25 protein-coding genes and 1 tRNA gene are annotated in these 25,890 nt (G+C 75.0%); 19 read left to right on the top strand and 7 right to left on the bottom strand.

Annotated features, from left to right (window positions below; genetic code table 11):
- The 6 genes from CAE01nite_RS02045 (at position 1) to CAE01nite_RS02020 (ending at position 7,049) form a co-directional block, all read left to right on the top strand.
- A complete protein-coding gene (locus CAE01nite_RS02045; RefSeq protein ID WP_146899141.1) occupies positions 1 to 1,290 on the top strand; it encodes a hypothetical protein in 1,290 nt (429 codons plus the stop codon).
- Between the two features lie 71 nt (positions 1,291 to 1,361).
- Positions 1,362 to 1,446, top strand: a tRNA-Ser gene (locus CAE01nite_RS02040).
- Between the two features lie 290 nt (positions 1,447 to 1,736).
- Positions 1,737 to 2,576: a DUF8692 domain-containing protein gene (locus CAE01nite_RS02035; RefSeq protein WP_146899138.1), complete on the top strand. Its 840-nt coding sequence runs from the start codon at positions 1,737 to 1,739 to the stop codon at positions 2,574 to 2,576.
- A gap of 199 nt (positions 2,577 to 2,775) precedes the next feature.
- Entirely contained in the window at positions 2,776 to 4,446 is a 1,671-nt protein-coding gene (locus tag CAE01nite_RS02030) for an FAD-dependent oxidoreductase (protein ID WP_186816379.1), read from the top strand.
- A gap of 337 nt (positions 4,447 to 4,783) precedes the next feature.
- The gene (locus tag CAE01nite_RS02025) at positions 4,784 to 5,884 is read left to right on the top strand and encodes a cellulase family glycosylhydrolase (protein WP_186816378.1); all 1,101 of its coding nucleotides are present in this window, start codon (positions 4,784 to 4,786) and stop codon (positions 5,882 to 5,884) included.
- 88 nt (positions 5,885 to 5,972) lie between these two features.
- Positions 5,973 to 7,049 (top strand): hypothetical protein, encoded by a 1,077-nt coding sequence (locus tag CAE01nite_RS02020; protein ID WP_146899130.1) that lies wholly within the window; start codon positions 5,973 to 5,975, stop codon positions 7,047 to 7,049.
- A 6-nt stretch (positions 7,050 to 7,055) separates the two neighbouring features.
- Here CAE01nite_RS02020 and CAE01nite_RS02015 read toward each other — a convergent pair whose 3' ends face one another.
- Both CAE01nite_RS02015 and CAE01nite_RS02010 read right to left on the bottom strand, forming a co-directional pair.
- Positions 7,056 to 7,409 carry a MerR family transcriptional regulator gene (locus tag CAE01nite_RS02015; protein ID WP_246130972.1) on the bottom strand — a complete coding sequence of 118 codons (354 nt, stop codon included), beginning with the start codon at positions 7,407 to 7,409 and terminating at the stop codon, positions 7,056 to 7,058.
- 233 nt (positions 7,410 to 7,642) lie between these two features.
- On the bottom strand, positions 7,643 to 8,068 hold the full coding sequence (locus tag CAE01nite_RS02010) for an SRPBCC family protein (RefSeq protein ID WP_146899124.1): 426 nt from the start codon (positions 8,066 to 8,068) through the stop codon (positions 7,643 to 7,645).
- A gap of 239 nt (positions 8,069 to 8,307) precedes the next feature.
- Between CAE01nite_RS02010 and CAE01nite_RS02000 the strand changes: the two genes are divergently transcribed.
- The 4 genes from CAE01nite_RS02000 (at position 8,308) to CAE01nite_RS01985 (ending at position 14,555) form a co-directional block, all read left to right on the top strand.
- Entirely contained in the window at positions 8,308 to 8,865 is a 558-nt protein-coding gene (locus CAE01nite_RS02000; RefSeq protein WP_186816377.1) for a glyoxalase superfamily protein, read from the top strand.
- A gap of 134 nt (positions 8,866 to 8,999) precedes the next feature.
- On the top strand, positions 9,000 to 11,384 hold the full coding sequence (locus CAE01nite_RS01995) for an ATP-binding cassette domain-containing protein (RefSeq protein ID WP_146899121.1): 2,385 nt from the start codon (positions 9,000 to 9,002) through the stop codon (positions 11,382 to 11,384).
- 47 nt (positions 11,385 to 11,431) lie between these two features.
- Positions 11,432 to 12,730 (top strand): PP2C family protein-serine/threonine phosphatase, encoded by a 1,299-nt coding sequence (locus CAE01nite_RS01990; protein WP_222595790.1) that lies wholly within the window; start codon positions 11,432 to 11,434, stop codon positions 12,728 to 12,730.
- A gap of 277 nt (positions 12,731 to 13,007) precedes the next feature.
- A complete protein-coding gene (locus CAE01nite_RS01985; RefSeq protein ID WP_146899115.1) occupies positions 13,008 to 14,555 on the top strand; it encodes an alpha/beta hydrolase domain-containing protein in 1,548 nt (515 codons plus the stop codon).
- A 71-nt stretch (positions 14,556 to 14,626) separates the two neighbouring features.
- Here CAE01nite_RS01985 and CAE01nite_RS01980 read toward each other — a convergent pair whose 3' ends face one another.
- Together CAE01nite_RS01980 and CAE01nite_RS01975 are read right to left on the bottom strand one after the other, a co-directional pair.
- Positions 14,627 to 15,826, bottom strand: a complete 1,200-nt coding sequence (locus CAE01nite_RS01980; RefSeq protein ID WP_146899113.1) for a benzoate/H(+) symporter BenE family transporter — start codon at positions 15,824 to 15,826, stop codon at positions 14,627 to 14,629.
- A 44-nt stretch (positions 15,827 to 15,870) separates the two neighbouring features.
- On the bottom strand, positions 15,871 to 16,320 hold the full coding sequence (locus CAE01nite_RS01975) for a DUF1905 domain-containing protein (RefSeq protein WP_146899110.1): 450 nt from the start codon (positions 16,318 to 16,320) through the stop codon (positions 15,871 to 15,873).
- Positions 16,321 to 16,576: 256 nt separating this feature from the next.
- Between CAE01nite_RS01975 and CAE01nite_RS01970 the strand changes: the two genes are divergently transcribed.
- The 5 genes from CAE01nite_RS01970 to CAE01nite_RS01950 all read left to right on the top strand — a co-directional run bounded on the left by CAE01nite_RS01970 (position 16,577) and on the right by CAE01nite_RS01950 (position 20,837).
- A complete protein-coding gene (locus CAE01nite_RS01970; RefSeq protein WP_146899107.1) occupies positions 16,577 to 16,939 on the top strand; it encodes a hypothetical protein in 363 nt (120 codons plus the stop codon).
- Positions 16,940 to 17,094: 155 nt separating this feature from the next.
- Positions 17,095 to 17,397 (top strand): DUF427 domain-containing protein, encoded by a 303-nt coding sequence (locus CAE01nite_RS01965; protein ID WP_146899104.1) that lies wholly within the window; start codon positions 17,095 to 17,097, stop codon positions 17,395 to 17,397.
- A gap of 185 nt (positions 17,398 to 17,582) precedes the next feature.
- Entirely contained in the window at positions 17,583 to 18,929 is a 1,347-nt protein-coding gene (locus CAE01nite_RS01960; protein ID WP_146899101.1) for an ABC transporter substrate-binding protein, read from the top strand.
- Positions 18,930 to 19,056: 127 nt separating this feature from the next.
- The gene (locus CAE01nite_RS01955; protein ID WP_146899098.1) at positions 19,057 to 20,211 is read left to right on the top strand and encodes an S-(hydroxymethyl)mycothiol dehydrogenase; all 1,155 of its coding nucleotides are present in this window, start codon (positions 19,057 to 19,059) and stop codon (positions 20,209 to 20,211) included.
- A complete protein-coding gene (locus tag CAE01nite_RS01950; RefSeq protein WP_146899095.1) occupies positions 20,208 to 20,837 on the top strand; it encodes an MBL fold metallo-hydrolase in 630 nt (209 codons plus the stop codon). Before CAE01nite_RS01955 ends, CAE01nite_RS01950 begins: the two co-directional genes overlap by 4 nt.
- A 21-nt stretch (positions 20,838 to 20,858) precedes the next feature.
- Here the strand turns inward: CAE01nite_RS01950 and CAE01nite_RS01945 are convergent, their stop codons facing one another.
- The 3 genes from CAE01nite_RS01945 to CAE01nite_RS01935 all read right to left on the bottom strand — a co-directional run bounded on the left by CAE01nite_RS01945 (position 20,859) and on the right by CAE01nite_RS01935 (position 22,536).
- The gene (locus CAE01nite_RS01945) at positions 20,859 to 21,710 is read right to left on the bottom strand and encodes a VOC family protein (protein WP_146899092.1); all 852 of its coding nucleotides are present in this window, start codon (positions 21,708 to 21,710) and stop codon (positions 20,859 to 20,861) included.
- A gap of 35 nt (positions 21,711 to 21,745) precedes the next feature.
- Positions 21,746 to 21,961: a hypothetical protein gene (locus CAE01nite_RS01940; protein WP_146899089.1), complete on the bottom strand. Its 216-nt coding sequence runs from the start codon at positions 21,959 to 21,961 to the stop codon at positions 21,746 to 21,748.
- Positions 21,962 to 22,050: 89 nt separating this feature from the next.
- Positions 22,051 to 22,536: a VOC family protein gene (locus tag CAE01nite_RS01935; RefSeq protein ID WP_186816376.1), complete on the bottom strand. Its 486-nt coding sequence runs from the start codon at positions 22,534 to 22,536 to the stop codon at positions 22,051 to 22,053.
- Positions 22,537 to 22,755: 219 nt separating this feature from the next.
- Between CAE01nite_RS01935 and CAE01nite_RS01930 the strand changes: the two genes are divergently transcribed.
- From CAE01nite_RS01930 to CAE01nite_RS01915, 4 genes are all read left to right on the top strand, one after another.
- Positions 22,756 to 23,580, top strand: coding sequence for a DUF4397 domain-containing protein (locus CAE01nite_RS01930; RefSeq protein WP_146899087.1), 825 nt, complete (start codon positions 22,756 to 22,758; stop codon positions 23,578 to 23,580).
- A 128-nt stretch (positions 23,581 to 23,708) separates the two neighbouring features.
- Positions 23,709 to 24,428: a class F sortase gene (locus CAE01nite_RS01925; RefSeq protein WP_246130944.1), complete on the top strand. Its 720-nt coding sequence runs from the start codon at positions 23,709 to 23,711 to the stop codon at positions 24,426 to 24,428.
- Positions 24,428 to 25,069: an RNA polymerase sigma factor gene (locus CAE01nite_RS01920; protein WP_146899847.1), complete on the top strand. Its 642-nt coding sequence runs from the start codon at positions 24,428 to 24,430 to the stop codon at positions 25,067 to 25,069. The genes CAE01nite_RS01925 and CAE01nite_RS01920 overlap by 1 nt, the downstream gene beginning before the upstream one ends.
- Complete coding sequence (locus tag CAE01nite_RS01915; protein ID WP_246130942.1) at positions 25,056 to 25,889, top strand: anti-sigma factor; 834 nt, start codon at positions 25,056 to 25,058, stop codon at positions 25,887 to 25,889. The genes CAE01nite_RS01920 and CAE01nite_RS01915 overlap by 14 nt, the downstream gene beginning before the upstream one ends.
- Position 25,890 lies beyond the last annotated feature (1 nt).

Genomic DNA, 25,890 nt, shown 5'->3' with positions numbered 1-25,890 from the left:
ATGGACCTCGACCTGGGCACCGCCCTGCACGACGCCGCCCGCGCGAGCGCCTCGACGCTCCCCGACCTCGAGCCGGCACCCGTGATGCGCCGGATCCGCCGCCGGCGGGCAGCCCGGACCGCCGGCGGGAGCGTCGTGGGGCTCGCTGCCGCCGGTGCCGTCGCCGTCGGGACGCTCCAGCTGGTGGAGGACCGGACGGTGCAGCCGGCGCCGGCGCCGCCCGCGACCAGCCTGGCCACCCCCGTGCCCGACGACGCCCCGTGGCGCGTCGTCACCCCGACCGGCGACCTGGGGTGCGGGCTCCCCGTCCCGGCGTTCGAGGACCCGCCCGGTGACGCCGACCTGCACCTGGAACCTGCGGCGGACCACACCACCGTCGTCGCCGGCGAGCGGCTCACGCTCGACACCGTGCTGGTCAACGGCGGCGAGCGCGACCTCGACGCGACGAACCCGTCCGGGGTGCGGGTGTGGTTCGCGCAGGACGGGACCGTGGTGGGCACCTGGGCACCGCCCGGCGGTCCGGCGCCCGACGTCCGCCTGCCCGCCGGCGCCCGGGTGTCCCAGCCCCTCGCGGGGGTCCCCATCACCTGCTCGACCGACGGCGCCGCAGCCGCGGCGCTCGCGCCGGGTGCCTACGACGTCTACCTGTCCGTGGCGCTCACCCTGGCCGACGGCGACGCGCTCGAGGTCGCGGGCGGTCCGCTGGGCCTCGTCGTCACGGGTGGCGCACCGGCCACGGCGCCGCCGTCCACCGATCCGCACCCCGCGGCCGAGGACCTGGTGCTCTCCCCGGCCGGCCTGGGACCGCTGGCCGTCGGCCGACCGCCCGCGACGAACCCCGGCGCGGCGATGATCGAGTGGGACCCCGACCTGTGCGCGGACTCCGGCGGGTCGCCGGGACGGTGGGTGCCGGCCGGCTACGCGCCCGAGGTGCGCGACGGCGAGCCGCGACCGCTCTTCCACGTCGCGGCCGACGACCGGCAGGTGTCCCGCATCGACGTCCTGAGCGCCACCGTCCGCACGGCCGAGGGCGTCGGCGTCGGGACGACGGTCGACGAGCTCCGGGCCGCCTACCCCGCCCTGGAGGGCCCGCTCGAGGGTCCGCAGTCGCGGGTGTGGTGGCTGACCGGACCGTCCGGCACGCTCGTCCTGGAGACGCAGGGCGCCGAGGGCGGCCTGCAGCCCGAGGGGACGCCCGAGTCCGTGGTCCTCATGCGGGTGCATGCCGCGGGCACCGAGGCGGCGTACCCGACGGCCAGCTCCGACGACGTCGCGGGCGGGTGCCTGTGACCGGTCGCGACGGACGCGGGCCGGCGTCGTGTTCGGCAGCACGGCTGGGCTCCGGTATCCTCGTCCGGCCGGGAGGATTCGCCTAGTGGCCTATGGCGCACGCTTGGAAAGCGTGTTGGGTGAGAGCCCTCGGGGGTTCGAATCCCCCATCCTCCGCCGGTCGAAGGGCCCGTGACCTGCAGACCTGCAGGTCACGGGCCCTTCGTTCGTCCGTGGTGGCCCGGGCTCCGTGGTGGCCCGGGGCCTAGGCCGTTCGTGGTCGCCGTCGTGGTCCGCGCTTCCTCCCCCTCGCAGCGCCGGGATACGATCCCGCCCCGCGGGGCACGGGCCACGTCGAGAGTTCTGCTGTGAGGAGACCTGGTGGCCGTGAGCCCGGTGCTGTGCGCCGATGTCCGGTCGGTGGGTGCGCGCAGCGACGACCGCCCCGCACCGATCCGGAGCGCCTCGTGACCGAGGCCCGCGGTGCGGAGCCGGTCCGGCGGCGCGACCGCCGACCCAGCCCTCCGGCGACGCCCCTCTCCGAGGCCCCGGTCGCCTGGTGGGCCCCCGCGGTTCTCCCCGGCCGGTGGACGCCGCTCTGCCTCGCCCTGATCGCCGCGCTCCTCGTGGCACACCTCGCGGTCAACGCCCTGCAGGCCACCATGGGCGACTTCCCGGGCCGCGACCCCGCGATCCAGTTCCTCGCCCTCAACAAGGAGATGGGTCTGCCGGCCTGGACCTCCAGCGTGCTGCTGGTGCTGGTCGCGCAGGCGCTGTGGCTCCTCGCGGACGTCGACAGGACGACGCACCGGCGCCGCTGGGCCCGGCAGGAGCGGCTGCTCGCCGGGTTGTTCGTCTACCTCAGCGTGGACGAGGCCACGGCGCTGCACGAGCAGACCATCTACCCGCTGCGCACGGCGCTCGACCTCGGCGGCGCGCTCTTCTTCTCCTGGGTGGTGCTCTTCGTCCCCCTGGCCGCCGTCGTCGCTGCGCTGTGCCTGCGATGGGTCCGCGGGCTGCCGCGGGTCGCCGGCCGCCTCGTGGTCCTCGCCGGGGTGCTCTACCTCGGCGGCGCCGTCGGCATGGAGATGGTCGGGTCGTGGATGTTCACGCAGGGCCTCGAGGGGACGATGCGGTACGCCGGCGTCGTCGCGCTGGAGGAGGGCCTGGAGATGCTGGGGGCTCTGCTCATGCTCTCCGTCGTCACGTGGCTCCGACTGCCGCGAGCGCAGGAGCAGCCGGGCTCGGCACCCGCGGCGGCGACCCCGGTCGAGGTGACCAGCGGGACCTCTGCCCTGCGGTCCTGAGAGCGGTCCGCACCGGGCCGCCGGGTGATCCGCACCGCGGGGCGTCCCCTGATCGGCCGAGTGGGATTTGGTCGTCCGGACCTGTGCTGCTACCCAGGGGTGCTGGGTCGCGGGCACGCCGCGACCGCACCGCCGTGGGCCCGTCCACGACGGGCCGGCCGGAGCCTTCGCCCGGCGATCGAGGAGGAGGTCGACGAACGTGCATGCCCAAGCCGGTCACGAGCTCGTCGGGCAGGTGCTGCGCGCGCGGGTGTGCGTCGTGGGCGCCGGCCCTGCCGGACTGGCCCTGGCCACCCGGCTCGCAGGCCGCGGCGTCGACGTCGTCGTCCTGGAGGCCGCGGACCCCGCGATCCCGCGTGAGCGGCTCGAGACGGTGCGCAACGTCGGGATGCGCTACGACCTGCCGAACCAGCGCGGCCGCGGCGTCGGCGGCGGGGCCCTGCTGTGGAACCTGCCGACGCCGGTCGAGGGCCTGCACCTGCGCCTGCGCGAGATGGACGCCCAGGACTTCCTCCCGCGACCGGGCGTCCGCGAGACCGCCTGGCCGCTGACCCGACCCGACCTCGACGCCTGGTACGAGGCGGCGTGGGCTCTGTTCGACCTCCCCCCGGTGCGTGACGGCGCGACCGGGCTCTCCACGTCGGGCGAGGCGGACGGCACGCCGGCCGGCGCACCCGGTGCCGCACCCGGTGCGAGCGCCGGTGAGGAGCGCCTGTTCGGCATGGGGCCGGCTGCGGTGTTCACCGAGCGGCTCCCGCGCGCACTGGAGGCCTCGTCCACCGGACGTGTCGTGACCGGCTCGGTCGTCACCGACATCCGCACGGACCGTGACCTGGGCACGGTGTCCTCCCTGACGTGCGCGACGCTGGGCGGGACCTTCACCGTCGAGGCGGCCGAGTTCGTCCTGGCGGGCGGCGCCGTGGAGAACGCCCGGCTGCTGCTCTCCGCACGCTCGCGGCACACGGCGGGGATCGGGAACGCCTCCGGCCACGTGGGTCGCTGGTTCATGGAGCACCCGCACGTCGAGTCCGCCCTGCTGCGTCCACGCGACCAGCGCCTCGTCCGTGACCGCGCCCTGTGGGACGTCCACCTGCGCGACGGCGTCCCGGTGATGCGCATGCGCGCCCTGCCACCGCAGGTGGTGGAGCGCGAGGGGCTGCTGAGCACCGCCTTCTACCTGCGACGGCGCCCGGTCACCAGTCCGGTCGTGACCACCGGCGACGGGGGGCTGGACCTGGACACGATGGGTGCGCTGCGCAGCGTGCGCGGGTCCCTCGCGTCCCGGCGCGCGCCGTCGCTGTCCCGTGCGCAAATCGCGCACGTCGCCGCGGCGCTGCCCGGTGCGATCCGCCGGGCCGGCCAGCAAGCGCTCGCCCCCGACCCCGGGCGTGCGGCGCCGCGACGCCGCACCGTCCCCCGCGCGATGAACGTGTGGGCGATGTCCGAGCAGGTCCCCCACTGGCGGAGCCAGGTCCGGCTGACCGACCAGCGCGACAGCTTCGGCGTCCCGACGGCCGAGCTCGACTGGCAGCTCACCGACCCGGACTGGCAGTCGCTCGTCCGCTCCCAGCAGCTCATCACGCCCTACCTCGGCGCAACCCTCGGCGCACGGGTGGACTCTCTGCTGGAGGGCTCGCTGCCTCCGCGGATCTACGGCGGCGCGCACCAGATGGGGACGACGCGCATGGCGGCCTCCGCCCGTGACGGCGTCGTGGACGTCGACTGCCGGGTGCACGGCATGGCGAACCTCTACGTCGCGGGGGCCTCGGTGTTCCCCACCGTCGGCTCCGCCAACCCCACCCTCACGGTCGTCGCCCTCGCGCTGCGGCTCGCCGAGCACCTGCGGCCGCAGCATCGGGACCAACACTGACGTTGAGGTAGAGTTGGCGGCTCGCGACGGCGTGCCCTGAGCACGGGGCGAGCGCCCGAGCCCCTGTCGTGCCGTGGCGGGTCCAGCGAGCGGCTCCACGGCATCGGCCGGGGAAGCGTCACCCGCACCCGCACGGACAGGACGGCACAGCGACACCCACGCCTGGCCGGGCACCCCACCGCGACCACGGAGCACGCCCGGACCCGCCCACGACCACGGAGCACCACATGATCCTCGAGCCCGAAGGCGAGATCGACGCCGCACCCCACCAGGTGGTCGGCGGCGTCACCGCCTGCGCCGAGGACCCGTCGGCCGGCGACCTCGACCGATGACCTCGATGCCCGACGAAGCCGTCCTTCCTGCCCCGAGCGAGCGGGGCGGCGACGCGCCGTCCCGAAGGCCCGGCCGGACCACCGCGCTGATCCTCGCGCTCCTCCTGCTCCTGGCGGGGTCCGTGTACGCCCTCGTCGCGTGGCGGACCGCCGACCCGCTGGTCGTCGACGGCAACCTCGTCACGAAGGGCGGCGAGAGGTGGGTCGCGAAGGGCGCCACCCTGTACGTGTGGCCGTACTCCGACGACTACGCCGACGCCGAGGGTGACGAGCAGTACGAGGCGCGGGCGACGATCTTCGACCGCATGGAAGCGCTCGGGATGAACGCGGTCCGCATCCCCGTCTCGCCCCGCTCGGACGTCCACGACCGGCACGGCGGGCTGGACGGGTACACCACGAAGCTCGCCACCCTCGCCGCCGACGCGAACGCCCGCGGGCTCACGGTGTCGTTCTGCAACTGGGAGTCCCTGTTCGCCGGCGAGGACTGGCCGGCCGACTGGGAGGAGCACCAGGTCGTCATGGACGACCTCATGGACAAGGTCGGCGCAGCCAACCCCGGCGTCATCTGGGAGCCGTTCAACGAACCCAACGACGTCAGCACCGCCGAGTGGCGCGACACGACGGAGGCGGTCATCCGCCACTACCGGGGCACCCTCGGCTACGAGGGCGTCCTGCAGATCGACACCCCCGGCTGGTCGTGGGAGGTGCCCATGAAGGAGATCCGCCAGCTCATCGCGCTCGACGCCACCCTGACGGGGACCGACGAGTCCAACCTCGTCGTGGCGAACCACCGCTACGGCAACGACGACACGGACTTCTCCGCGTCGTCCACGGACCCGGTGTTCGCGAACATGGACGAGATCCCGATCGTCGGTACCGAGCACGGGTTCCACAACGGCCCGCAGGGCGGCACGGACTCCTGGATGAGCGACTACCTGTCCTACCTCGGGGAGGACGCCGTCGCCGACGGGCACGGCGGCGCGTACGTCTTCGCCTGGCACTGGGCCGACGACAACCGGGTCACCGAGGACGACTACTCGACCCTGACACCCCAGGGCACCATCTGGGTCGAGGACTACCTCGCGAGCCTGCCCCCGGGCCTGTAGCGAGGCGCCCGCGAGGCCCTTGCGCCGATCGGGCGGTTCTCCGGCACCGCACACCTGCGCCGACCGGCCGCCGCCTACGGTCGTGGGCGTGAACCCGCACCAGCCGCGCTCCGGCGTGCACGACGCGGCCTCGACCGGGCTCTCCGCCGACGGCGCGGAGGTCCGGGGTGCACCATCGGCATGGCGGACCGTCGCCCGGGTCGGCTCGAGGACCGCCGCGGCCTCGCTCGTCGTCCTCCTCGCCGCGTGCAGCGGGGCGGGCGGGACCGTCCCGGCGACGGCCGAGCCCGCGCGACCGCAGGTCGCCGGCGCGGGGTCCACCCCCGCCGTCCGGGAGCCGATCGTCATCCCGCCTGCGCCCACCTTCGCCGACGACCCGGGGCCGCCCGCGTCGCCCGAGCCGACCTCCCCGCAGGGCGACGCGCTCCTGCCGACCGGCGCCGCTGCGGCGGCCTGGGGAACGGCCGAGCTCGTCGGGTGGGCGGGCCAGCTCGACGGGTTCACGCTGCCGGCCGACGGGACGTGGCGCTCGCTGAGCATCGGCCTGCAGTTCTCGGCCGACGGCGGCGAGGAGCTCGACGGGATCGAGGCCGACCTGACGGTGACGACGCCCGCGGCCGTCGACGACCTGGTCGCCCAGCAGGTCGCAGGCCCTCCGCGGGGTTCGACGGTGCTGGACGTGGTCGAGGGCGAGGACGACGGGCGACGGGCGGTGTCGGTCGTGCTGCACACGCCCGGCGACTCGGCCGACTCCGTGGACGTCATGGCCGAACCGCAGGGCGGCAGCCTGGTGCACGTCCAGCACCTGCCGCGCCGCGACGGCAGGCGGCCCGCGCTGCCCGAGGAGCGGGTTCGCGGCCTGGTGTCCCGGCTGACCCAGGGCGCCGAGCCGGACACCTGGGAGGTCAGGTTCGCCCGGCTCACGCTCGTCGACACCCACGCACCGGCGGTGATGGTCGCGTGGTCGGTGCCCGGTCAGGACGTGGCGCAAGCCATGGCGGCGGCCCAGGCCGCGTTCGGCCACCTGACCTTCGAGCCCGTCGAGATCAACCAGTTCCGCAGCACCTCGGACTTCGCCTACCCGGCCGCCGCGACCAGCGGCACCGTCTCGGTCAGCACCGAGAGCGACGGCACGACGCGGGTCGAGCTGGAGGCTCGGGGCTGAGCCCGGTCAGGTGGCCCGCAGCAGGGCGATGAACTCGTCCGCCATGTCGAGGGTGCGGGCAAGCTTGTCGCGGCGCTCCTCGGCGGAGCGCAGGTAGGCGGCGAGCCGGTCCCTCGCCTGGTCGTGGTCGCGGTCGGTCTGGAGGACGTCGGCGGCGTCCAGGAGGTCGGCCATCTCCTCCAGGGTGAAGCCCAGGGGCTTCATCCTCCGGATGAGCAGCAGCCGCTCGACGTCGGCGGTGGTGTAGAGGCGGAACCCGCCCTCGGTCCGGGCGGACGGCGTCAGCAGTCCGACCTCGTCGTAGTGGCGCAGGGTCCGCAACGACATGCCGGTCCGCTCGGCCACGACACCGATGTGCATGGTCGCCGGGGCTCCGGGCGCCTCGGCGCCGGGCCTGGCCCGCGGCTGGGGCACGTGGGTGTTCGCCATCGTCCACTCTCGTCGAGGTTCTCCACCCACACGTCAGGGTCGAGTCGTGGTGCGCAGGTCCTGCCGACCCCGGCGGGACGGTCGGGCCCGCGCGCGAACGGATCTCCGCGTGCCGAACGATATCCGCGCCGGCCGGCCGGGTGCGCGAGCCGGGCGCCGTCCGCTCACCTCGCACCCTCGCACCGGGCCCGGAGGCCGGCGGCCTCGGCCGCGAGGTAGCGGTCGGTCAGCCCCCGGTAGAACCGCCCCATGACCGACCCGAGCCGGCCCGACTGCGACACCGACAGACGCACGCGCGTCCCGCCCTCGGGCAGCACCTGGGCGTCGTGGCGGGCCGTCGTGCGGACCCCGGGTGCGGTGGCGACCCAGGTGAACGAGCGCCCGGGGTCCAGCTCCGTGACCACGTACTCGCTCTCGGGGAGACGCGGTTGGCTGATCCGCGCCCGGCTGCCGACGCGCAGCGGGCCGTCGTCGAGCAGGCGCACCGAGGTCACGGTGGACGTCCACTGCGACCAGTGCTCCACGTCGGTCAGCACCTCCCAGACACGCTCGGGCGGTGCCCCGACGTCGACCGTGACGCTCTGCTCCATCGGCCCATCCTGACGCTCGTCGCGCCGGCGATCGAGAGGGTGTCCGTCGGGGCCCCTGCGCCGGCGGCGTGGTCGCTAGCATCGGCCCTGGGCACGGTGCCGCCCGCCGCTCGCGTCCTCCGGGATCAGGTGAAGGCACCGACGACCGTCGCTGACCACCGGCCGAGCACTCCGAGCGCGGCGCCGCCGGCAACGCGAGCACCCACGGCCGACTGACGCCGCGCGAGGAAGGTCGCCCCATGATCCCGTCGACGACGACCGCCAAGGCTCAGGCCCGGCGCCTGCGCCAGGACCTGGGCGCCACCGGCGTCCCGGTCGGCCACGCCCGGGCGCTGGAGCTGGTCGCCCACCTGCACGGCGTGCGGGACTGGAACACGTTCGTCGCACTGGCGTCGGACGCCGCAGCCCCTGACGTTCCCGCCGCCGGCCCCACCGCCGGACCGGGCGTGCCCGTCCTGCGGGTCAGGTCGGCCGCCGTGGCCGTGCCGTTCTACGTCTCGTACCTGGGCTTCACGCTCGACTGGGAGCACCGGTTCGAGCCCGGCCTCCCGCTGTACGTGCAGGTGTCGCGCTCGGCCCTGGTGCTCCACCTCTCCGAGCACCACGGGGACGGCAGCGGGCCCACGGTCGTGTGGGTCCCCGTCGTCGACGTCCACGGGCTGCAGGCCGAGCTGCGCGCCCGCACCGACGTCCCGCTGCGGCCCGGCATCGACCTGGACGCCCCGGGCGGGCCGACCATGGAGGTCGTCGACCCGGACGGCAACGTGCTCCGCTTCGCCCAGCGGGTCCCGTCCTGACGGTCCGGCCCGGGTCCGCGCCTCTCCGGCGGCGCGGATCCGGCCGACCGGCCCCCAACGACCTCCCGGATCGGGTAGACCAGAGCGGGGCCACGCAGGACCGCACCGGCAGCACCGAGGGAGACCCGAGGGACATGGGCACGACCACCGACACGCAGCCCACGACCGTGCACGTCGCGGACAGCCACGACCGGATCCGCGTGCACGGCGCGCGCGAGAACAACCTGCGGGACGTCACCGTCGAGCTCCCGAAGCGCCGGCTGACCGTGTTCACCGGCGTCTCCGGGTCCGGCAAGAGCTCGCTGGTCTTCAACACGATCGCCGCGGAGTCCCAGCGGATGATCAACGAGACCTACAGCGCCTTCGTGCAGGGGTTCATGCCGACCCAGGCGCGGCCCGACGTCGACGTCCTGGACGGTCTGACGACGGCGATCATCGTCGACCAGCAGCGCATGGGCGCCGACCCGCGCTCCACGGTGGGCACCGCCACCGATGCCAACGCCATGCTGCGGATCCTCTTCAGCCGCCTCGGGCAGCCGCACATCGGCTCGTCGCAGGCGTTCTCGTTCAACGTCGCCTCGATCAGCGGCGCCGGCGCGGTCACGCTCGAGCGGGCGGGGCAGACGGTCAAGGAGCGCCGCGAGTTCAGCATCACCGGGGGGATGTGCCCGCGGTGCGAGGGTCGCGGCTCCGTGAACGACATCGACCTGACCCAGCTCTACGACGACACCAAGTCGCTCAACGGGGGCGCGCTGACGATCCCCGGCTACACCATGGACGGCTGGTACGGCCGGATCTTCTCCGGCGTCGGCTTCTTCGACCCGGACAAGCCGATCAACCGCTTCACGAAGAAGGAGCTCCACGACCTGCTCCACAAGGAGCCGACCAAGGTGAAGATCGAGGGGATCAACCTCACCTACGAGGGGCTGATCCCCAAGCTGCAGAAGTCGATCCTGTCCAAGGACGTCGACGCGCTCCAGCCGCACATCCGTGCGTTCGTGGAGCGGGCGGTCACCTTCACCACCTGCCCCGACTGCGGCGGCACCCGGCTGAACGAGGTGGCCCGGTCGTCGAAGATCGGCGGCGCCAGCATCGCCGACGTGTGCGCGATGCAGATCAGCGACCTGGCCGGGTGGGTGCGCACGCTGCACGAGCCGTCCGTCGCGCCGCTGCTGCAGACCCTGCAGGGCACCCTGGACTCCTTCGTCGAGATCGGCCTCGGCTACCTCTCGCTCGACCGGCCGTCCGGCACGCTGTCGGGTGGGGAGGCGCAGCGCACCAAGATGATCCGGCACCTGGGCTCCTCGCTCACCGACGTCACCTACGTCTTCGACGAGCCCACCGTCGGGCTGCACCCGCACGACATCCAGCGGATGAACGGCCTGCTGCTGCGCCTGCGGGACAAGGGCAACACCGTGCTCGTCGTCGAGCACAAGCCCGAGACGATCGCCATCGCCGACCACGTCGTCGACCTCGGTCCCGGCGCCGGGACCGCCGGCGGGACCGTCTGCTTCGAGGGGACGGTCGAGGAGCTGCGGGCGAGCGGGACCGTCACCGGCCGCCACCTGGGCGACCGGGCGCGGATCAGGCCCACGGTGCGGACACCCACCGGCACGCTGCCGATCCGCGGTGCGACGGCGCACAACCTGCGCGACGTCGACGTCGACGTCCCGCTCGGGGTGCTCGTGGTCGTCACGGGGGTCGCCGGCTCCGGCAAGAGCTCGCTCGTGCACGGGTCCATCCCGGCCGGCGCCGGAGTCGTGTCCGTCGACCAGGGCGCGATCCGCGGCTCCCGGCGCAGCAACCCGGCGACCTACACCGGGCTGCTGGAGCCCATCCGCAAGGCGTTCGCCAAGGCCAACGGTGTCAAGCCGGCGCTGTTCAGCGCCAACTCCGAGGGCGCGTGCCCGACCTGCAACGGTGCCGGCGTCATCTACACGGACCTGGCGATGATGGCCGGCGTGGCCACCCGGTGCGAGGAGTGCGAGGGCAAGCGTTTCCAGGCCGCGGTGCTCGAGTACCACCTCGGCGGCAAGGACATCAGCGAGGTCCTCGCGATGTCGGTGACCGAGGCCGAGCGGTTCTTCGGTGCCGGGGAGGCGCGCACGCCTGCCGCGCACGCCGTCCTGGTCCGGCTCGCGGACGTCGGGCTCGGCTACGTGAGCCTGGGTCAGCCGCTGACCACGCTGTCCGGCGGCGAGCGCCAGCGGCTCAAGCTCGCCACCCACATGGGCGAGAAGGGCGGGGTCTACGTCCTCGACGAGCCGACCGCCGGGCTGCACCTCGCCGACGTCGAGCAGCTGCTGGGCCTGCTCGACCGGCTGGTGGAGTCCGGCAAGTCCGTGATCGTCGTCGAGCACCACCAGGCGGTCATGGCGCACGCGGACTGGATCATCGACCTGGGCCCGGGCGCCGGGCACGACGGCGGACGGGTCGTCTTCGAGGGCACCCCCGCCGACCTGGTCGCGGGCCGGTCGACGCTCACCGGGCAGCACCTCGCCGCCTACGTCGGAGGCTGACGGCCGGACCCGGCGCAGCACCCGGGGGCGCGCCTATGATCCGGCCTGTGCTCCACGCCGAACCGCTCAGCCGCCTGCTGGACGCCGCCGAGTCGGCGGCCCCCGTGGACGCCGTGCGTGCGGTCACCCAGGAGGTCGGACGGCGCCTCGAGGCGACCGCGGTCTCCCTGCTCGTCCTGGACATGTCGGGCCGGCAGCTCGTCCGGCTCGCGTACGTCCCTCTGGTCCCCGGTGGCTCCGGGCACGGCACCCGGACGCCGACCGCCGGGCAGCGGACCGCGGGCGGCGAGTCCGCCCGCACGGTGCCGCTGGACGGTGGGCCGATGGAGCGGGTCGTGCGCAGTCAGCGGCCCGAGACCCTGCCCCCGGATGCCGCGGCGGGGCGGGACGGCTGGACGGTGCTGGCGCCGGTCACCGAGCGCGGGGAGGTCCTCGGCGTGCTCGAGCTGCGGCTCCCGCGCGAGCCCGACCCCGCGGACGCCGAGGAGATCCGCGCCCTGGCGCACGTGCTGGCGTTCGTCCTCATCGCGAACCACCGCCACACGGACCTGTTCGAGTGGGGCCACCGCACCCGACCGCTCAGCCTGTCCGCCGAGATCCAGCAGCGGCTGCTCCCGGGCTCGCGCACGTGCGAGGCGGGGTCGTTCACGCTCGCGGGGTGGCTCGAGCCGGCCGCGGACATCGCCGGGGACACCTTCGACTACAGCGTCGCGCGCGACACCCTGCACCTGTCCATGACCGACGCCATGGGCCACGGGGTCGGTGCCGCGCTCACCGCGACGCTGTGCGTGGGTGCGCTGCGCGGGTCCCGGCGCCGCGGCCTGTCGCTGACCCAGCAGGCCGTGGAGGCCAACGTCGCCGTCGCCGAGCACGGCCGGACGCACGGTCTGGACGACTTCGTCACCGGTCTGGTGGGTCGGCTGGACCTGCGCACCGGTGCGCTGCACCTGGTCAACGCGGGCCACGTCGCTCCGTTCCTGGCCCGCGGTGCCAACGTCCAGGCGCTGCACCTGCCGCCCAACCTCCCCTTCGGGATGTTCCCCGACTCGGTGTACCAGTCCGCCGTCGTCCCGCTCCAGCCGGGCGACCGGGTCCTGCTCGTCACCGACGGCATGCTCGAGCGCGGCGCGGCGGGCGCCGACCTGCCCGCCGCCATCCGCACGTCGCAGACGCTGCACCCCCGCGAGCTGGTGACCGCGCTCGCCGACAGCGTGCTGGACGCCGTCGGCCACGCGCTCAGCGACGACGCCACCGTGCTGTGCCTGGACTGGTACGGCGGCCACGGCGACGACCGCACCACGTCGGGGGGCGCGGACGTGGGCCGCGCGAGCAGCGCCGCCCGCTGACCGCACCGTCCGCTGACCGCGCCGTCCGCCGGGCACCGCCGTCGGCCGTGCCGCCGGTCCGCGTGCACGTCCGTGCACGATGCTTGCCTGCCCGTGCTCGCGGTGAGAAGCATGGGGCTCGGCCCCGCGGGGCGGACGGCGACGACGCCGGACGCCCGGACCGGTGGTCCGAGCCCTCCCGGGCCTCTGCGACAGCCGCCCGGGAGGACGCAGGGGGTCGACCACCGGGTACGGCAACGCCGCCGCGTCCGGATCGCAGTCGGACGAGGAGGAGCTCGTGACAAGAGTGCGACGTGCGCTGGGCGCATCGATGGCGCTGTGCTGCGCCCTGGTCGGGGCGGTGGTGACCGGGACCCCGGCGACCGCCGCCGACGGCCCGACGCCGGTACCGCAGGTCATCGGACCGCTCGTGGTGACCGAGGAGTCCCACCCCTTCGGGGCGGCGGACCATCAGCTCGTCCCCCAGGACCTGGCCCGCGAGCACTACGTCGAGGAGGAGTTCCTCGTCAGCGGGACCGCGAACGTGTACACGTGGCCGGCCGACGGACCCGCGGTCGTGCGCACGCCCGACGCGCCCTACACGACCCGCGTCCTGGTGCGCCGCCCCGAGAAGGGTCAGCGGTTCAGCGGCAACGTCGTCGTGGAGATGCTCAACCCGTCCAACCTGATGGACCTCAACATCGGGTGGGCGCTCGCGCACCGCCAGATCATCGACAACGGCGACGCGTGGGTCGGCATCACGGCCAAGCCGACCGCCGTCGAGGCGCTGAAGCGGTTCGACCCGGCACGCTACGCAGCACTGTCGTTCGCGAACCCGCTGCCGCTGGACGACCCGGCCAACTGCTCCACGATCCAGACGACCATCGCCGGGGACAGCTCGCGCACCACGGAGAACGGCCTGATCTGGGACGTCTACAGCCAGGTCGGGACGTGGCTGCGGAGCGACGTCGCGTCCAACCCGCTGCGGTACCGGTCCACGGAGAGCCAGGTCGAGCACGCGTACGGGTTCGGCTACTCCCAGACCGGCGGCTACCTGGTCAACTACATCAACGCGGTGCACCCCCTCGTGGTCGAGTCCGACGGCGAGCCGGTCTACGACGCCTACCTGGTCGCCGTCGCCGGGGGCGCGTTCGTCGGGGCGGTCCCGATGAACCAGTGCGAGCCGGCCCCGCCGCCGGCCGACCCGCGCCGGCAGCTCTCCGACGTCGGCGTCCCGGTGATCCGGATCATGTCGCAGTCGGACTACCTGATCGGCATCGGGTCCCGGCGCCCGGACAGCGACGCGCCCGGTGACCTGTTCCGCCACTACGAGATGGCCGGCGCCGGGCACGCGACGCCGGACGAGCTGTACTACTCCGCCAAGCCGGAGGACATCGTCCGGGCCGGCCGCCCCGTCCCTCCGATGAGCTGCACCGAGGGACCGCGCAGCCGGTTCCCGAGCGCGATCTTCTTCGACGCCGCCCTGCGCAACCTCGACCTGTGGGTCCGTGAGGGGATCGCGCCCCCGCGCGCCGCGCCGATCCTCGTCGAGAACGGCGCCCCGGTGCTGGACAGGTTCGGGAACGTCCAGGGCGGCCTCCGCTCGCCGTACCTGGAGGTGCCCACGAGCACGTGGTTCGGCAGCGCGACCGGCGAGTCGTTCTGCTTCATCGCCGGGTACGAGCGCCCGTTCGACACCGCACGGCTCACCTCGCTGTACGGCGACGAGGGCGTCTACATCCGGGCGGTGCGCGCCAGCATCGACCGGCTCGTCGAGCAGCGGTGGCTCACCCGGGACGACGCCCGCCTGCTGTTCCGGGAGGCGACCCGGGTCGACATCCGCTGACCCGCGCACCCGACCGTCCGTGCCCGTCGTCCGCAGCCTGCGGGCGGCGGGCACGGGCGTCCCCGGCACCGTCAGCGCGAGCGGCGCCTCGTCACCACGCCGGCGGCGACCACCCCCGCGACCAGTCCCCAGAACGCCGGGGACACCCCGAACGGCGCGGTCCCGGAGACCGTGACCAGGAGGGTCACCGCGGCCGGGACCCGGTCGGGCTCGCCGGCGAACGCCCCGCCCAGCGACGCCCCGAAGGTCGCGACGAGCGCCAGGCCGGCCGCTGCCGCGATCAGGCCCGCGGGGGCGGCGAGGGCCACGGCCGCGACGGCCGTCGAGGCCACGCCCAGGAGCGCGTAGGTCACGCCGGCGGTGACGGCCGCGTGCCACCGCCGGGCCGTGTCCGGGCCCGCCTCGGGCCCCGCGGCGAGCGCCGCGCTGATCGCGGCCAGGTTGATGGTGTGCCCGCCGAACGGCGCCGCCAGCACCGTGCCGATCCCGGTCGTGAGCATGACCGGCCGCAGCGGCGGGTGGTACCCGAAGCCGGCGAGGACGGCCACGCCCGGGACGTTCTGCGACGCCATCGTCACCACGAACAGCGGCAGGGCGACGGACACCACGCTCGCCCACCCCAGGGCCGGCGTCGTCCACGTCAGGGTCGGCACCAGCGCGGCGCCGTCCAGCGCTCTCGCGGCAGGACTCGTCAGGGCCAGCCCGACCGCGAGGGCCACGGCAGCGGGAGTGGCCCAGCGGGGCGCCAGGCGGAGCAGGACGAGCCACACGAGGAGCACGGGGCCGACGAGAGCCGGCGAGGCGACCACGGCGCTGACCGGCTCGAGGCACAGCGGCAGGAGCACCCCGGCCAGCATGGCGTGCGCCACCGGCACGGGGATGCGTCGGACCAGGTCGCCGAGCGGCCGGAGCAGGCCGACGGCCGCGAGCAGGGCGCCGCAGAGCATGAACCCGCCCACCGCGTGCGCCCAGCCACCGGCGGCCGCACCCGTCCCGGCGAGCAGCGCCGCACCCGGGGTCGACCAGGCGACGGTCACCGGCATCCGGGTCCGCACGGCGAGCAGCACGGTCGCGGCCCCCATCGCGACGGTCACGGCCAGCAGCCCGGACGCCGCCTGCGCCGGTGAGGCGCCGACCGCCCGCAGGCCGTCGAGCACGACGGCGAAGGCGCTGGTGAAGCCCACGACCGCCGTCACCACACCGGCTGCGACCGCACCGCCGGGACTCTGCACGCGGGCGGCACCCGCCGCGGAACGGGACCGGGTCGGCACGCCGGGGACTCTAGCCAACGAGCCGACGTGCCCGGGCGAGCGGCTCAGCCCTCGCCGCGCAGCGCGGCGAGCACCTTCGCCACGCGCCGCGCCCGGGTCTCGTCCGTCTTCGCGCCGTCGACGGACAGCGCGTGCGCGCGCTGCCTGCTCACCGACAGCGCCGCCCAGGCGTCGGCGGCTGCCCGGTCGGACGCGAGCGCGACGGCGAGGTCGGCCGGGACCTCCACCACCTTCGGGGCGTCGTCCACGTCGAGCGTCACCTCGACCTCGTCGCCGGCGCCCCGGCCGGTCGCCGCGCGGGTCGCGGCGTCGAAGGACACCAGGTACCGGCCGCCCATCGAGGCGATGGTGGTGCGGTAGGTGTGGGCGCCGTCGATCGTCACGACGACCGGGACCCGAGCACCGCGGCCGAAGCCCGCCACGACGTCGGCGGGGACGACGACCGCGACGTTGCGGCCGCCGGTGGGCTCGAGGATGGTGCGGAACGTGGGCATGGGTGCTCCTGAGGTCCGGGCCGCGCGGCACCCGCTGCGGCAGGTCACCCGCTGCGGCGGGTCACCCCGAGCGGCGGCAGGCCGACCGTAGCGGTCGGTGACGCCCCCCGGGCCCGGGCACCCGGCCCGGGCACCCGGCCCGGCGGCGCCGCGCCCGGTCCGTCCGGCGCCCTCGCCGCACGTCCGGCACGCCCCTGCCCAGCCGGGCAGCGCTGTCGACTGGCGGCGGGCGGGGTCCGCGGAGCAGGCTGCGGCCGTGAGCCACCCGACGACCCCGGACGGCCGGTACCTCGTCGTGCGCGGTCGCCTGTGGCGACGGTCCGACCCCGGGCTGGGAGCGGACGAGCGTGCGCGCCTGACCCGCGAGCTCATGGCGGCGCGCCGCGCGAAGGGCGCCGCGATGCGAGCCGGGGACGCTGCCGCCCGCAAGGAGGCCCGGGCCCGGGTCGACGCCGCCAAGGTCGCGCTCGGCGAGCGCGGGCCGGTGTGGTGGTCCGACGGCGCGCCGGACCTGACCCGGCACCTGGCGCGCACCGGGCCGTACGCCGACTGGTTCGCGAGCCTGCCCGAGCAGGACGGGCCCGACCCACCCGACGACGCCCCCGGCCCCACCACCTGACCGTCCGGGCCGTCGGCCACCGCAGCTCGTCCACGCCGGACCCGCGAGCGCGGGCCGGGGCGGACGGTCCGTCGAACCCGCCCCGCGCGCCCGGGCGCTGTCCTACCGTCGGGAGGACCAGCGTCGGGAGCAAACCCAGCGATCGGAGACCAGCCATGCCCACCGCCACGCTCAACGGGACCGTCCTCGCGGAGGCGTCCGAGGACGCCGTCCTGCACATCGAGGGCAACGTGTACTTCCCGCCGTCCGCCGTCCGCACGGACCTGCTGGAGGAGTCGCCCACGCCGTACACCTGCCCGTGGAAGGGCGAGTGCCAGTACTGGTCCGTGCGCACCGGGGACGACGTCCTGAAGGACCGCGCGTGGTCGTACCCGCACCCCTACCCCACGGCGTTCGACCGCGTCGGCGCCGACTTCAGCGGGTACGTCGCGTTCTGGAAGGAGGTCACGGTCGGCTGACGGCAAGCGCTCGCCGGCCGACGCGGTCGCCCGTGTGTGCTTCTGGGCAGTGGCCGGGTCCTGGACGTACGGTGGTCGCGAGAATCACCTCAGGCTCGGGCGACGAGGCCCGACCGCGTCGGCCCCTGCGGCCCGGCGGGGTCCGGTCTCCACGCCCCTGCGCATCGACGCTCAGGAGGCATCCCATGACCAGGCCCGCGCACCGCACCGGCCGCAACCGCACGCTCGCGACGGCCGTCGGGCTCTTCGCGAGCTGCTCGCTCGTCCTGACCGCGTGCGGTCAGGGGGAGACCCCGGACGACACGCCCGCCGCCGACTCCGACGCCGCCGAGTCGGGCGGCGACGTGAACCTGCGCTTCACGTGGTGGGGAGCGGACGCCCGCGCCCAGATCACCGAGGAGGTCATCGACCAGTTCGAGCAGAAGAACCCCGGCATCACCGTCACCACGGAGTGGGGCATCTGGGACGGCTACTGGGACAAGCTGTCGACCAGTGCCGCGGCGGGCGACATGCCCGACGTCGTGCAGATGGACGAGAGCCAGATCGACGCCTACGGCTCCAGCGGACAGCTGCTGGACCTCGAGTCCCAGCCCGACGCCCTGGACGTCAGCACCATCGCCCCCGAGGTGCTCAACACCGGTGAGGTCGACGGCACGATCGTCGGCGCCCCCGTGGGCATCGGCATCTACTCCCTCGGGGTGAACGAGGACCTCCTGGCCCAGGCCGGCGTGGAGATGCCGGACGACAAGACCTGGACCTGGGACGAGTTCATCGACGCCGCGGCGGAGGTCACCGCCCAGCTGGGCGACCAGGGCGTGACGGGGCTCGACTGGTGGGGCTTCGACTCCCCGGAGATCGGCGCGTTCGCCCGTCAGAACGGCGAGGAGGTCTTCCCCAAGGAGGGCCAGGACCAGGTCTCGAAGGAGACCCTGACGGCCTTCTTCGAGCAGGCCCTCGAGATGGTCGAGACCGGCGCGACGCCGCAGCCGTCCGTGCAGAACGAGAACATCATCAAGTCCCTCGAGCAGCAGCCGTTCGGCACCAACAAGTCGGCGTTCCACTTCCAGTTCCACACCCAGATCCAGGCGTTCGTGGACGCGAGCGGCACCGAGCTGAAGCTCCACCGGCTGCCCGCGGTGGAGTCCGGCAAGCCGAACATGGTCAACAAGGCGTCGATGTACTGGTCGATCTCGGCGGACAGCGAGCACCCGGCCGAGGCGGCCCAGCTGGTCGACTTCCTCATCAACGACGTGGACGCGGCCAAGGTCCTCGGCGTGGAGCGCGGTGTGCCGGCCAACCCCGAGATCCAGGAGGCGATCCAGCCGCAGCTCAGCCCGACCGGCGTGATGGCGACGGAGTTCGCCGCCACCATGCAGGAGGAGGTCATCGACCCGCCGCAGGTCACCCCGGACTTCGCGTCGGACTTCGACGCCGAGTTCGGTCGCATCGGCAGCGGCGTGCTGTTCGGGCAGACGAGCCCCGAGGAGGGGGCCCAGGCCGTCCTGGACATCCTCGAGAACTACGAGCGGTAGCGGCCCGGGCCCGGACCCCGGTCACCGCTCCTCCGGGGGTGGCCGGGGGGCCGGCTGGGTAGCGTGACGGGCGGTCCGGTCCTCGCGACCGGGCCGCCCGTCGTCGTCCCGACCGAGAGGTGCCCCCATGCCGTACACCGTCCAGGGCGTCGTCGCCCGCACCAAGGGGGCGCCGGTCGAGCTGGTCGACGTCGTCGTGCCGGACCCGGGTCCCGGTGAGGCCGTCGTCGACGTCCGCGCGTGCGGCGTCTGCCACACCGACCTGCACTACCGCGAGGGCGGCATCTCCGACGACTACCCCTTCCTGCTCGGGCACGAGGCGGCCGGCGTCGTCTCCGCCGTCGGGGAGGGCGTGACGAACGTCGCGGTGGGCGACACCGTGGTGCTCAACTGGCGCGCCGTCTGCGGGCAGTGCCGGGCGTGCAAGCGCGGCGAGCCGCAGTACTGCTTCGCCACCTTCAACGCCGCCCAGCCCATGACCCTGACCGACGGCACACCGCTGTCCGCGGCTCTGGGCATCGGCGCCTTCGCCGAGAAGACGCTCGTGCACGCCGGGCAGTGCACCAAGGTCGACCCGGACGTGGATCCGGCCGTCGCCGGCCTCCTCGGCTGCGGCGTCATGGCCGGCATCGGCGCGGCGGTCAACACCGCGCCCGTGCGCCGCGGGCAGACCGTCGCGGTCATCGGCTGCGGCGGGGTCGGGTGCGCCGCCGTCGCGGGGGCCGTGCTCGCCGGCGCCCGCCGGATCATCGCGATCGACCTGGACGAGAAGAAGCTCGCGTGGGCCCGCGAGCTCGGCGCCACGCACACGGTCTGCTCGCGCGGCATGGGCGAGGACGAGGTCGTGGCCGCGATCCAGGAGAGGACGGACGGCGTCGGCGCGGACGTCGTGATCGACGCCGTCGGACGCCCCGAGACCTGGCGGCAGGCGTTCTACGGGCGGGACCTGGCGGGCACGGTCGTGCTCGTCGGGGTGCCGACGCCGGACATGGAGCTGCAAATCCCGCTGCTGGACGTGTTCGGCCGGGGCGGCGCGCTGAAGTCGTCCTGGTACGGCGACTGCCTGCCCGAGCGGGACTTCCCCGCGCTGCTCGAGCTGTTCCGGGACGGGCGGCTCCCCCTGGACGCGTTCGTCTCCGAGCGGGTCGCGCTGACCGACGTCGAGGCGGCCTTCGCCACGATGTCCCGCGGTGAGGTGCTGCGGTCCGTCGTCGTGCTCGACGGCGCCGCCGGGTCGTCCGCCGCGGGCTCCGCCGGTGCGACCGCCGGGGCCGTCGCGTGACCGCGCGCGTCGACCACCTGGTCACGTCCGGGACGTTCAGCCTCGACGGCCAGACCTTTGACGTCGACAACAACGTGTGGGTCGTGGGCGACGACGTCGAGTGCGTGGTCGTGGACCCCGCGCACGACGTCGACGCGGTCGTCGCCGCCGTCGGGGGGCGCCGGGTGGTCGCGGTGGTGGCCACCCACGCGCACGACGACCACGTCCGGCGGGCGCCCGAGGCGGCCGGACGCCTGGGCGCACCCGTGCTGCTGCACCCGGACGACCGGCCGCTGTGGGAGCTCACCCACCCGGCGTCGGTGGCCACCACCGACCTGGTCGACGGTCAGGTGATCGAGGTCGCCGGGACGTCCCTGAACGTCCTGCACACCCCGGGCCACTCCCCCGGCTCGGTCTGCCTCTGGGCCCCGGACCTCGGCGTCGTCCTGACCGGTGACACCCTGTTCCGCGGCGGCCCGGGCGCCACGGGGCGCTCGTTCTCCGACTTCCCGACGATCGTGGAGTCCATCAGGCGACGGCTGCTCACGCTGCCGGCCGGCACGCGGGTGCTGACCGGTCATGGCGACCCGACGACCGTCGGGGACGAGGCCCCGCACCTGGCCGAGTGGGTCGACCGCGGCCACTGAGCCGGCCGGTCGCCCCTGGCCCTACCAGGCGCCGTCCGGCGGTGTGAACTGGCTGACCGTGAGCTCGGCGCCCTGCGGGTCGCGCAGCAGGGCGTGGCGCGTCCACATGTCCTCGCCCGACCGCAGCACGGTGGCGCCCAGCCTTTCCGCGGTCGCCACACTGCCGTCCCTGTCGGCCACGCTGAAGGTGACGTGCCAGTGCGCCGGCTCCCCGGCGGCCAGGACGGCCAGCCCCCCGATGACGTCGGCGAAGCCCGGCGGGGCCGACCTCTGCCGCTCGTGGATGCCGGGGTCGACCGTCGCGGCGAGGTGGTCGCCGTACCCGGGGACCTGGAGCATCGTCCCCGCACCTTCCACCGTCACCGCCACCCATCCGAACAGCGGTGCATAGAAGGCCAGCGCGGCCTCGGCGTCGTGGGTGTGGAGGTCGCTGAAGTTCCACGTACCCGGGACGTTGACCAGCTGGGCGCCTGGCCGCCGGCGCGGCTGCCACAGGCGGAACTCGGCGCCACCGGGGTCCCGGCACACGGCTGCCCGCCCTCCCGGACCCGCGTCCGCCGGCGCACCGACGACCCGGCCTCCGGCAGCGTCGACCGCGGCAGCGGTCACGTCGACGTCGTCCACGGCGACGTAGGTGTTCCACGAAGCCGTGCCGCCCGTCGCCGGGGCGAGAGCCGCGACGTCCTGCCCGTCGAGCGTGGCGACCAGGTACGAGCCGCCGACGTCCGGCGGCATCGCGTCCGTCAGCGTCCAGCCGAACAGGCCGGTGTAGAAGCGGGCAGCCTCACCGAGGTCCGGCTGCTGGGTGTCGATCCAGCAGGTGACGCCGTGGGGGTAGGTCCGGGGCTGGGGCTGGGGCTGGGGCTGGGGCACAGGGTCTCCTGAGAACGGTCGGGCGGCGCACGGGGTCAGCGGCGACGGGCCTCGCGGGCGGTGAGCCACCGGGCGAGCAGGCCGACTAGGCCCAGCGCCACCAGCGCGTAGCCGACGAGCAGCACGAACCCGCCGCCGATGTCCGTGGGGGCGCCGAACGTGCCGATCCGCAGCCCGGCGAGCACCCGGTAGGCGACCACGAGGACGAGCCCGGCACCGACGAGCCACAGCCACACGCGTCGGGGGACCATGCACGGAGGCTAGTGCGCGGGCCCGGCGGGCGAAGGCGCCCCCCGCACCGGCGCACCGCCCGCGGTCGCCGCGAGGGCTCGGTGGGCGCTCAGCTCACCGCGACGCCGTCGGCCGCGGCGCGCAGGGCGGCGATGTCGAGCTTGCGCATGGTGAGCATCGCCTCCATGGCCCGCTTCGTCCGCCCGGGCTCGGCGCCGGAGAACAGCTCCGCCATGCCGACCGGGACGACCTGCCAGGACACCCCGTAGCGGTCCTTGAGCCAGCCGCACATCGACTCCTCGCCGCCGTCGGTGAGCCGGTCCCAGTAGTGGTCGACCTCCGCCTGGTCCTGGCAGTCGATCTGGAACGACACCGCCTCGGAGAAGGTGAACTGCGGCCCGCCGTTGATGCCGACGAACCGCTGGCCCGCGATCTCGAACTCCACGGTCATGACCGAGCCCGCGGGACCGGGGCCGGCGTCGGTGTAGCGGGCGACGTCGATCACGCGCCCGGAGCCGAAGACGGAGATGTAGAACTGCGCCGCCTCCTCGGCCTGGGTGTCGAACCACAGGTTCGGGACGATCTTCTGCAGCATGGCGGCCTCCTCGGGGGACGGTGCCCGGCCGCGGCGCGGGGGGCACCTGTGTCGACCGGACCCGGGTCGTCGACTCATCGCCCGCCCCCCGGGCGGTCACGGGCCCGAGGAACTCGTTGCATCCGCATGCATCCGGCGCGGACGGGCGGGACGTAGTGCGGGTGTCAGGAACATCCGCACGACGCCCAGGTCCGCCGGGCACCCGCAGGAGGAAGCATCATGCGCACTCGATCCCTCGCAGCCGGTCTGGCTCTCGCCCTCACCGGCGCCGCCGCCGCAGCCGCGCCCGCGTCCGCCGCCGACGGCGACGCCACGCTGTCCGTGCTCCACGGCGTCCCGGACCTCACCGTGGACGTCTGGGTCAACGGGGAGCGGACCCTCGACGACTTCACCCCCGGCACCCTCGCCGGACCGCTGGAGCTCGCGCCGGGGACGTACTCGGTGGCCATCACCGCCGCGGACGCCGCCGACGCCAGCGCTCCGGCGATCGGACCGGTGGACCTGTCGCTCGCCGGGGACACCAGCTACACCGCGGTGGCGCACCTGGACGCCGCGGGCGCCCCCACCGCGACGCTCTTCACCAACGACACCTCGGCCACTGCGGCCGGTCAGGGCCGCCTGACGGTCCGGCACACCGCCGCCGCACCCGCCGTGGACGTGCTCGCGGGCGGCTCGCCCGTCATCTCCAACCTGGCCAACCCCGCCGAGCGGACGCTCGACCTGCCGGCGGGCACCGTCTCCGCCACGGTCGCCGCCACGGGCACCACCGCTCCGGTGATCGGCCCGGCGGACGTCGCGGTCCGCGAGGGGGTCAGCACCATCGTCTACGCGTGGGGCAGCCTGCAGGCCGGGAACCTGCAGCTCGCCGTGCAGCAGATCGAGGGCCTGCACTCCTCGCCGTCCGGGGTGCCGTCCGGTGAGCTCGGGCTGGCGGACACCTCGTCCTCCTCCTCGGCGCCGTGGTGGGTCGCCGCGACCCTGCTCCTCGCGCTCGGTGGCACCCTGGTGCGCCGCCGGACGCCGGTGCGCGCGACCCAGGACTGAGCCGGCACGGGGCGCGGCGCCCCTCCCCGCCCGGCGCCGCGCCCCGCTGCCATCCCGCCGACCCGTCCTCTCCCCCGCGACCGCACCGCGCACCGCGCGCACCGCGCACCCGACCCTCCGGAGCCCTCGTGAACCGCCCGTCCGACCACCGGCCGCCGAGGCTGCGCCGGCTCGCCGCCGTCGGCGTGCTCGTGGTGCTGGCGACCGGGGCGTCGGCGTGCAGCACGCCCCCTCCGCCGCCGGACCCGGCCCCGGCGTCCACGGAGGCACCGGGCCCCGGGCCCGCACCGGACGGCACGCCGGACGGCACGGCGGACGGCACGGCGGCCCTCCCGTCCGTCCCGGTGCGCAGCGCCGCCCTCCCGGACGCCGCCGCGCAGGCGGTCGACCCCCTCGCTCCGGTGGCGTTGGCCCTGCCGGCGCTGGAGATCTCCGTCCCGGTCGACCCGGTCGGTGTCGCGCCGGACGGGCAGATGGAGATCCCGCCCCGCGCCGAGCGGGCCGGCTGGTACCGGTTCGGCCCGGCGCCCGGCGCGAGCACCGGCACCGCCGTCATTGCCGCGCACGTGGACTCCGCCGCGTCGGCCGGGCTCGGCCCGTTCGCCCGGCTGCAGGACGCCGCCGTGGGCGACCTCGTCGACGTGGCCCTCGCCGACGGCACCGCGCGCCAGTTCGCGGTGACGGCCGTCGAGCGCCGCGCCAAGACCCAGATCGCCTGGCCGGACGTGTTCGTCCGCGACGGCGCACCCCGGCTGGTCCTGGTGACCTGCGGCGGGGTGTTCCAGCGCGACGTCGGCCACTACACCGACAACGTGATCGTCACGGCGGAGCCCGTCGGTGGGCCATGATGAGCGTGCCGGCGGCCGTCGCTGCCGTCTCACCGCGGACGTCGAGGAGGCCAGCCCTGTCCACCGTGCCGCCGGGCGCCGCGCTCGACGCCCCCGACGCCTGGACCGACGACGCCCTGGTGCGCGCCTTCCGCGCCGGGGACGAGTCCGCGCTCGCCGAGGTGTACCGGCGCTGGTCCACCTACGTGCACACGCTCGCGCTGCGCTCCCTGCGTGAGGTCGCGGACGCCGAGGACGTCACCCAGCAGGTGTTCGTCAACGCCTGGCGCGGCCGGTCCGGGTTCGACCCGGGTCGCTCGCCGCTGCCGGCGTGGCTGACCGGCATCACCCGGCACGCGATCGCCGACGCCCACGCCCGGCGGGCGCGGGACCGGCGGGACACCCTCGCGGTCGCCACGTCCACCGGCCGCGACCCGGAGCCGGACACGGCCACGGTCGCCGAGCGCGTCGCCGTGGCGGACGAGCTCGCGCGGCTCGGCGAGCCGCAGCGCACGATCCTGGCGCTGGCGTTCTACGACGACCTGACCCACGACCAGATCTCCGCCCGACTCGGCCTGCCGCTCGGGACGGTCAAGAGCCACATCAGACGTAGCCTGCAGCGCCTGCGCACGCGGATGGAGGTGGATCGTGACGCACGTTGACCCGGACGCCCTCGCCCTCGTCGCCCTGGGCGAGCGGCCCACCGCCGCCGACGCCGCACACCTGGCCGCGTGCCCCGAGTGCGCGGCCGAGGTGGCCTCCCTCGCCGCCGTCGTCCTCGTGGGCCGGTCCGCGCGTGACGACGCCCCCGTCCCGGCCGCGCCGGCCGTCTGGGACCGCATCCGCGACGAGCTCGGGCTCCCCGCGGGGCTGCGGCCGGTCGACCCCGCCGCCCGGGGGCTGCGCACCGCCACCGCGGAGGACGACCGGCCGGGCACGCCGGACGCTGTACCCGACACTCGGCCGGGCGGGCTGCCGGACGCTGTGCCGGGTGGGCTCCCGGACGGTCCGCCGGCGCCGCGGCTCGCGCCGGTGGTCCCGCTGCGCCGCCGGTCCGCGCCGTGGGTCGCCGCGGCCGCCGCCTGCGGCGTCGTCGTCGGTGCGGCCGGCGGGGCGTGGTGGGCCGGTCGGGACGTCTCGGCAGAGCCCGACGTGGTCGCGCAGGCCGCCCTGGACCCGCTCCCGGGGTGGGACGCGACCGGGTCCGCGCGGGTGGAGCAGGCCGGCGACGGCGAGCGCACGCTCGTGGTCACGCTCACCGACACCGAGGGCGACGACGGCTACCACGAGGTGTGGCTGATCGACCGCGACGTCACCCGTCTGGTCAGCGTCGGCATCCTCACCGGGTCCGAGGGCCGCTTCACCGTCCCGCCGGGTCTCGACCTGGCCGAGTTCCCGGTCGTCGACGTCTCCGACGAGCCGCTCGACGGCGACCCGGCGCACTCGGGCGACAGCATCATCCGCGGCGTCCTCGACGCCTGAC

The organism is Cellulomonas aerilata (assembly GCF_007991755.1).
Taxonomy (GTDB): Bacteria; Actinomycetota; Actinomycetes; order Actinomycetales; family Cellulomonadaceae; genus Pengzhenrongella; species Pengzhenrongella aerilata.
Note: the sequence above shows the minus strand (reverse complement) of the source record. Positions and strands in the feature narration are given on the sequence as shown.

Bases quoted from the DNA above. Each gene is read 5' to 3' on its own strand.
- CAE01nite_RS02025 (WP_186816378.1), top strand. From the start codon at position 4,784: ATGCCCGACGAAGCCGTCCTTCCTGCCCCGAGCGAGCGGGGCGGCGAC.
- CAE01nite_RS02045 (WP_146899141.1), top strand. From the start codon at position 1: ATGGACCTCGACCTGGGCACCGCCCTGCACGACGCCGCCCGCGCGAGC.
- CAE01nite_RS01935 (WP_186816376.1), bottom strand. From the start codon at position 22,536: ATGCTGCAGAAGATCGTCCCGAACCTGTGGTTCGACACCCAGGCCGAG.
- CAE01nite_RS01920 (WP_146899847.1), top strand. From the start codon at position 24,428: ATGAGCGTGCCGGCGGCCGTCGCTGCCGTCTCACCGCGGACGTCGAGG.
- CAE01nite_RS01940 (WP_146899089.1), bottom strand. From the start codon at position 21,961: ATGGTCCCCCGACGCGTGTGGCTGTGGCTCGTCGGTGCCGGGCTCGTC.
- CAE01nite_RS02000 (WP_186816377.1), top strand. From the start codon at position 8,308: ATGATCCCGTCGACGACGACCGCCAAGGCTCAGGCCCGGCGCCTGCGC.
- CAE01nite_RS01930 (WP_146899087.1), top strand. From the start codon at position 22,756: ATGCGCACTCGATCCCTCGCAGCCGGTCTGGCTCTCGCCCTCACCGGC.
- CAE01nite_RS01975 (WP_146899110.1), bottom strand. From the start codon at position 16,320: ATGCCCACGTTCCGCACCATCCTCGAGCCCACCGGCGGCCGCAACGTC.
- CAE01nite_RS01960 (WP_146899101.1), top strand. From the start codon at position 17,583: ATGACCAGGCCCGCGCACCGCACCGGCCGCAACCGCACGCTCGCGACG.
- CAE01nite_RS01965 (WP_146899104.1), top strand. From the start codon at position 17,095: ATGCCCACCGCCACGCTCAACGGGACCGTCCTCGCGGAGGCGTCCGAG.
- CAE01nite_RS02015 (WP_246130972.1), bottom strand. From the start codon at position 7,409: ATGCACATCGGTGTCGTGGCCGAGCGGACCGGCATGTCGTTGCGGACC.
- CAE01nite_RS02010 (WP_146899124.1), bottom strand. From the start codon at position 8,068: ATGGAGCAGAGCGTCACGGTCGACGTCGGGGCACCGCCCGAGCGTGTC.
- CAE01nite_RS01955 (WP_146899098.1), top strand. From the start codon at position 19,057: ATGCCGTACACCGTCCAGGGCGTCGTCGCCCGCACCAAGGGGGCGCCG.
- CAE01nite_RS01995 (WP_146899121.1), top strand. From the start codon at position 9,000: ATGGGCACGACCACCGACACGCAGCCCACGACCGTGCACGTCGCGGAC.